Source organism: Candidatus Rokuibacteriota bacterium, assembly GCA_016209385.1.
In the GTDB taxonomy this organism is placed as follows: domain Bacteria; phylum Methylomirabilota; class Methylomirabilia; order Rokubacteriales; family CSP1-6; genus JACQWB01.
Genome location: JACQWB010000022.1, coordinates 1 through 4,615 on the forward strand (window position 1 = coordinate 1; position 4,615 = coordinate 4,615).

Here is a 4,615-nt window from a genome sequence, read left to right on the forward strand (position 1 = left end):
CGTCGCCGCGTACACCGCCAGGAGATCGTTGCCGTCCACCTGGACCCCCGGCATCCCGTACGCCAGCGCCTTCCGCGCCAGCGTCTTCGCCCGCGTCTGCTTCGCCACCGGCACCGAGATCGCCCACTGGTTGTTCTCGCAGCAGAACACCACCGGCGCCTGAAAGACTCCCGCGAAGTTCATCGCCTCGTGAAAGTCCCCGTGCGACGTCGCCCCGTCCCCCAGATACACCAGCACCACGCTGTCCTTACCCTTGTAGCGCGCCGCGTAAGCCAAGCCGACGGCATGAGGGATCTGGCTGGCGATCGGGATACAAAACGGCAGGTCCCGGACGTGATCCGGGACCCTGAGCCCCTCGGGGTAGCCAGCGTAGTAGAGAATGATATCTTCGAGCGGCCAGCCGCGGAGGAGGAGCCCCGGCGTCTCCCGGTAATATGGCACGACCCAGTCGCTCGGGCGGAGCGCATAGACGCTTCCCACCGAGATCGCCTCGTGTCCCTTGATCGGCCCGAAGGTCCCGATGCGGCCCTGACGCTGGAGGCGCAGGAGCCGCTCGTCGAAGCGACGGCCGAGGAGCATGGCCCGGTAGAGCCGCGTGAGGTCCGCCGGCGGGATCGCGGGCTCGAGCCCGGCGTCGACGGTCCCCTCGGCGCTCAGGATCGAGAGGAAGTCGATCGCCTCGGGCTGATCAACGATGTGACGGGGCATCAGCACCTCCTCGCTCCGACTCGCTTCTATTGTAGTCCCGAACGCGCAAGCTCGCCAACACTCGGGCGAGCCGGCGCTCGAAATGGGAGCCCGCCATCAGCGCCGCTCGCCCCTCGAGCGCGTCCGGGCGACCCAGAAGCACGTCGAGGCCACCGCGCAGAAGCCCACGGCGGTGAGAAAGGCCGGGCGGTAGCTCCCGGTGAGGTCGTGGACCATGCCTCCGAACCACGGCCCGATGGCTCCGCCGAGGCCGTTGCCGAGGTTCATGATCCCGTAGAGGAGTCCGAAGCGCCGGCCCGCGAAGAGCTCGGCGGCCATGGCCGTGATGATGGGGCCCCGGGCGCCGAAGCCCAACCCGAAGAGGAGCGCGTAGGCATAGAGCCACCCTGGGTGCGGCCAGGTCTCGAGCAGGATCAGGGCTCCGATGCCCGTGGCGGTGCAGGCGAACGAGAGCGTGGCCGCCGACTCGCGGCCGATCCAGTCCGAAACCGTGCCGAACAGGATCCGGCCGAGGCTCGACATAAACCCCGTGAGACCGAAGATGCCAGCGACGAACATCCGCGGGTAGCCCAGGTCCACGGCGAACGCCACCTGGTGGGTGAACACCGGGAAGACTGCCAGCGGAGTGAAGAAGTAGGCCAGGAAAAGCCCCCAGAACTGCCGCATCGAGAGGGCGGCGAGCACGCCGGGGCCGGCCGCCTGGGGCACCGGCGGTCCCTTCGCCGGGCTCGCCTGGCTCGCGCCCTCGGAGACGCCGAACCAGAGGAGCGGGCCCAGGCAGAGGAGCGTCCCGCCCCCGAGGATCAGGTAGGCCTGCCGCCAGCCGTGCTGAGCGATGAGCCACTGGGCCAGGGGCCCGAAGGCCAGGATCCCGACGCCCATTCCGGAAAACGCGAGCCCCATCACCCGGCCTCGATGCCGGACAAAGAGCCGGGCCAAGAGCGCGCCCGTGGGCACCCAGCCGACCGCGGTCACGCCGATGCCCACCAGGACGCCGACGACGACATAGAGCTGCCACGGCGACTGGATCCGGCTCGCCAGCATGGAAGCGCTCGAGAGGAGAAGGAGGCCCGCCAGGATCACCCGTCGCGGCCCGATCCGATCGACGAGGAGGCCGATCCCGGGCGAGAGCACGCCCTGGATCACCGTGGCGAGCGAGAACGCCCCGGCCGTGAGCCCCCGCGACCAGCGGAACTCCTCGATCAGGGCGACGAAGAAGATCGTGAAGGAGAGGAAGAGACCGTAGACGGCGCCGAGCATGAGCCACACCACCCCGAGGACCAGCCACGGGGTGGCGCGGACGCGATCGCTCACGTCGTGCCCCGGAGCTCTGCCGGTACCTCCTCGGGCCGTCGCCCCGCCGGGCGCACGACCCGCGAATCAGGCGACACGGGAGCGGGCTTCCAAGCGCCCCCTAGGGTTCCAGGACAACGGAGCTCCCCTGACCAGCCCGCCCGCCGCGCTTCGCGTAGCACTCCCGGCAATAGACCGGCTTTCCGGCGGTGGGCTTGAAGGGGACCTGGGTCTCCTTTCCACAGGCGGTACAGACGGCTGGAAAGAGTTGCCGCTCGCCCTGCGGGACCCGGTCGCCCCCCGAGCGACGGGCGCCCCGACACTCCTTGCAGCGCGACGGCTGGTGCTGAAAGCCCTTCTCGGCATAGAAGGCCTGCTCTCCCGCGGAGAAGAGAAACTCTTTCCCGCACTCCCGACACACGAGCACCTTATCCTGGAATTCCATCGGCTGATCTCCCTGCTGCGTTGCGGGTTAGGACCTCGGCGTGCTCCGGACGGACCTCTCACCTCCCCGAGTCAGGCGGGATCGATCGAGCACCACCCGAAGGATGGATCCACTCGTGCGGTCGTGACGGCTGAGGTCGGGACGGGGGAACCCATCGGCGAGTGTGTCAGGAACCCGTGCGCGTGCCAGGAATTCTCTGCGTGTCGTGTTCCGGGAAACGGGAAAAGCTGACCGCACCTTAGCAAAGGCCGCGAGGCCCGTCAAGCCCCTTGTACGACCTCCCAGACGGTCCCCGAGCGATCCACCTCGAGCACCCGCGCGACGCCGCGGATGCCGGCCCCGGCCAGCGCCCGCTCCATCGCCTGCGCGACCGCCTCCGGCGAGCGCGCGACCGCGGCGAGGAGCGCGGGCCCGGCCCCGCTCAGCACGCACCCGAGAGCCCCGGCCTCGCGGGCCGCCGCGCTCACCGCCTCCATCCAGGGAAAGAGCCCCAGCCGGTAGGGCTGGTGGAGGCGGTCGTTCATGGCCACAGCGAGGAGGTCGGGCCGACGAGCCTGGAGCCCGCCGAGGAAGAGGCCGACGCGCTGCACGTTGAAGACGGCGTCGGCCCGCGGGACGCTCGACGGAAGCACGGCTCGCGCCTCGGTGGTCGAGCCCTCCAGCTCGGGGATCAGCACGACCCAGCGGATCTCCGAGGGCACGGGCAGCGACACGGCCACGACCCGGCCGTCGCTCCAGCAGGCCACGGTGAGGCCTCCCAGGAGCGCGGCCGCCACGTTGTCGGGATGGCCCTCCTGGGTCGCGGCCAGGTTGAGGAGGGCGTCACGATCCAGCGGCTCACCGAGCAGCGCGTTGGCGCCGACGATTCCCCCGAGCCAGGCCGCGGCGCTGGAGCCGAGGCCGCGCCCCGGCGGGATCCGGTTCACGCACCTCACCTCGAGACCCGTGAACCGCCGCCCGACGCGCTCGTACACCTCCCGGGCGCCGCGGACGACGAGATTGCCGGGGCCCCGATCCAGCCGGTCAGCCCCCTCGCCCTCGATGGCCACGGTGACCGAGTCGGCCGGCTCGAGAACGACCTCGTTGAAGAGCGAGAGGGCAAGTCCCAGGGCGTCGAAGCCGGGACCCAGGTTCGCCGAGGTGGCGGGGACGCGCACGCGCACGGCCATCACACGCGCACCATAGCAGAGGCGCTCCACGCCCTCAAGGCCCGGCCGGGCTGGGACTGGCTGAAGAGCACGAGGCGACTCGCGGGGCTCATGAATCCTCTGGGGCTGCTCTCGCGCTTCTCGCGTCACGGCGAGCGGAAGCGGCGGTTCTACGTGCTCGACCCCGATGCGCTGGCCGACCTCCGGGCCCGGTTCAGCCCGCCCGCCCCGGCCGACGAGCGGGCGTGACGCATGCTCTTTTCCCCCTCCTCCGGGCTTCAATCCGTGGACACGTGGACAACCCGCATCAATATTGGCTTGTCCACGCATCGTGAAGCGTGGACAGTCCACGGATGCAGAAGCGTAGACAACCCGCATGAATACTGCCTTGTCCACGTGTCCACGCTTCGGGGCCTGAAAACGAAGGGAAGAGAGGGGTGACTGTGGATAACCTGGCGCCCCGGATCGTGGACCTGGTCGGCAGGCTGGCGGGTCCGGGGCAGGTCGCCGCTGCCCAGGCGTCTCCGCCCGATCGAGAGGCGACGGCGCGCGGCTACCGCCAGGTCCTCACGCGCTGGTTCGAGCTGACGGCCTTGGGCCAGGGGCGGACCAGGCGGAGGTGAGGAGGGTCCACCAGGAGACCCTCCGGCTCATCGACGAGGTCGGCGAGCCGCTTGCGACCGCTCGCATGCCTACCAGTCGCCCTCCCCAAGCTTCGCCCTCACGGCGCGAATAACTTCCCCGGCGAGCCCCAAGGCACGGCCCGCGTCGCTCTCATCAAACGCTTCCGCGGGGATTCCCCCGGGAAGGCTGTTCGGATACCGAGTCGGAATATAGTAGTGATCGAGCGGCGCGACTCGGGGTCTGAGCGCGGCGAAGTCGCTGTCCAGGTTCCCGCATTCCCTGACGAGATCCGCCACAGAGTGACCGAGCACCTGTTCGGCCCCCCGGGCGTAGAGAAAGGCCTTCAATGCCTTCTCAGCCGCCTGCTGGCGAAGAAAACATGCGAGGTTATAGCGCC

Annotated in this window: 7 protein-coding genes; 2 read left to right on the forward strand and 5 right to left on the reverse strand. The window is 69.7% G+C overall.

Features of this window, described 5'->3' with window-relative positions:
- The 4 genes from HY726_01400 to HY726_01415 all read right to left on the reverse strand — a co-directional run.
- On the reverse strand, positions 1-675 hold a 675-nt coding region (locus HY726_01400), incomplete at its 3' end, for a pyruvate dehydrogenase (acetyl-transferring) E1 component subunit alpha (protein MBI4607647.1).
- Between the two features lie 129 nt (positions 676-804).
- Complete coding sequence (locus HY726_01405) at positions 805-2,022, reverse strand: MFS transporter (protein MBI4607648.1); 1,218 nt, start codon at positions 2,020-2,022, stop codon at positions 805-807.
- A 100-nt stretch (positions 2,023-2,122) separates the two neighbouring features.
- Complete coding sequence (locus tag HY726_01410) at positions 2,123-2,446, reverse strand: zinc-ribbon domain containing protein (GenBank protein ID MBI4607649.1); 324 nt, start codon at positions 2,444-2,446, stop codon at positions 2,123-2,125.
- Between the two features lie 260 nt (positions 2,447-2,706).
- Positions 2,707-3,615, reverse strand: coding sequence for a homoserine kinase (locus HY726_01415; protein MBI4607650.1), 909 nt, complete (start codon positions 3,613-3,615; stop codon positions 2,707-2,709).
- Between the two features lie 90 nt (positions 3,616-3,705).
- Between HY726_01415 and HY726_01420 the strand changes: the two genes are divergently transcribed.
- A complete protein-coding gene (locus HY726_01420; protein MBI4607651.1) occupies positions 3,706-3,843 on the forward strand; it encodes a hypothetical protein in 138 nt (45 codons plus the stop codon).
- A gap of 188 nt (positions 3,844-4,031) precedes the next feature.
- Entirely contained in the window at positions 4,032-4,217 is a 186-nt protein-coding gene (locus tag HY726_01425) for a hypothetical protein (protein ID MBI4607652.1), read from the forward strand.
- A 69-nt stretch (positions 4,218-4,286) separates the two neighbouring features.
- On the opposite strand, the gene HY726_01430 is transcribed toward HY726_01425, so the two are convergent.
- On the reverse strand, positions 4,287-4,615 hold a 329-nt coding region (locus HY726_01430), incomplete at its 5' end, for a HEPN domain-containing protein (protein MBI4607653.1).